Origin of the sequence: Kitasatospora sp. NPDC091257 (assembly GCF_044757675.1) — a bacterium.
Taxonomy (GTDB): domain Bacteria; phylum Actinomycetota; class Actinomycetes; order Streptomycetales; family Streptomycetaceae; genus Kitasatospora; species Kitasatospora lactacystinica.
In genome coordinates, this window is the sequence record NZ_JBIVVI010001645.1 from 1 (window position 1) to 1,515 (window position 1,515).

Genomic DNA, 1,515 nt, shown 5'->3' on the forward strand with positions numbered 1-1,515 from the left:
GGATGTGGGGGGTGGGGGCGGGGGTTTTGTTGCGCATTGTGCAATGACTCCGCGCACTTCGATAACTACCGGGGCGACCCCGGTCGGTGGTGTGGACCGGTGGTCGGCGGGTTTGGCAGTGTTGCGCCTCCCCCCGCCGGATTTCCCCCGATCCGGTCGACGTACATCCACGTTCATCCCCCCGAAGGCGGTACCCGCGTTGAACAGGCGCGTCCACGTTCCCACCCGTGTGCTCGGCGGTGCGCTGGCCGGAGCACTGGTCCTCACCGCGGTCAGTGCCTGCGGCGGGCAGGACGACGGACCGGTCACCCTCAGGCTGGTCGCGGCCGACTACGGGGAGAGCCCCGAGACGAGCTCCCAGCACTACTGGGACACCGTCGCCAGGGACTTCGAGGCCGCGAACCCCGGGATCAAGGTCAGCGTCGAGGTGGACAGCTGGACCGAGATCGGCAAGAAGGTCGAGGACATGATCGCGGCCGGCAAGTCGCCGGACCTGCTCCAGACCGGCGGCTTCGCCGACCAGGTCGCGGCGGACCGGCTCTACCCGGCCTCCGACGTGCTCTCGGTGGACACCCAGGCCAGGTTCCTGGACACCTTCGCCCACGCCGGGCAGGTGCTCGGGACGCAGTACGGGATCCCGTTCGTCTCCTCGTCGCGGGTGCTCTTCTACAACAAGGCGATGTTCCGGCAGGCCGGGATCACCCAGCCGCCCGCCACCTGGAACGAACTGCGGCAGGACGCGGAGAAGATCAAGGCCAAGGTGCCGGGGGTGACCCCGTACGGGCTGCCGCTGGGGCCGGAGGAGGCGCCGGCCGAATCGATGCTGTGGACGCTGAGCGGCGGCGGCAGCATCTCCGACGACGTCGGCAACTACACCATCGACAGCGCCCAGAACCAGGCGACCTTCGGCTGGCTGAAGAGCAACCTGGTGAGCACCGGGCTGACGTACCCGGACCCGGGCGGGATGAACCGCACCCCGGTGTTCCAGGACTTCGCCGCCGGGAAGGTCGCGATGCTGAACGGGCACCCGACGCTGCTGCGGATGGCGACCGCCGGGAAGATCGACTTCGGGACGGCGCCGATCCCCAAGAAGGACGGCGTCGGGCGGACCGGGAGCCTCGGGGTCGCCGACTGGATGATGGCGCTCAAGGCGAACGGGCACAAGAACGAGATCAAGAAGTTCCTGTCCTTCGTCTACGGCAAGGACAACCAGCTGAAGTTCGACGAGCAGTACAACCTCCTGCCGGTCACCCAGGACGCCTTCGCCCAGATGTCGTCGGACCCCAAGCACGAGGACCTCAAGCAGTTCGCGGTCGGGCTGGCCAACGCGAGCTTCTACCCGTTCGGCGACCCGGCCTGGGGCGAGGTCAGCAACGGGATCAAGGCGGGGATCGGGCAGGCCGTCACCGGGGATCCCAAGCAGGTGCTCGGGGGACTGCAGGACGCGGCGGTGAAGGAAGCGGCCAAGGTCCGCAAGTAGGACCGGGGGCCGGGGCGGGGTCGGGACCCGCCCAG

General features: G+C 68.8%; 1 protein-coding gene. It reads left to right on the forward strand.

The annotated features are described in order from the left end of the window. Nucleotides 1-199 precede the first annotated feature (199 nt). The gene (locus ACIQOV_RS40980) at nucleotides 200-1,480 is read left to right on the forward strand and encodes an extracellular solute-binding protein (protein WP_401056169.1); all 1,281 of its coding nucleotides are present in this window, start codon (nucleotides 200-202) and stop codon (nucleotides 1,478-1,480) included. Nucleotides 1,481-1,515: the final 35 nt, after the last annotated feature.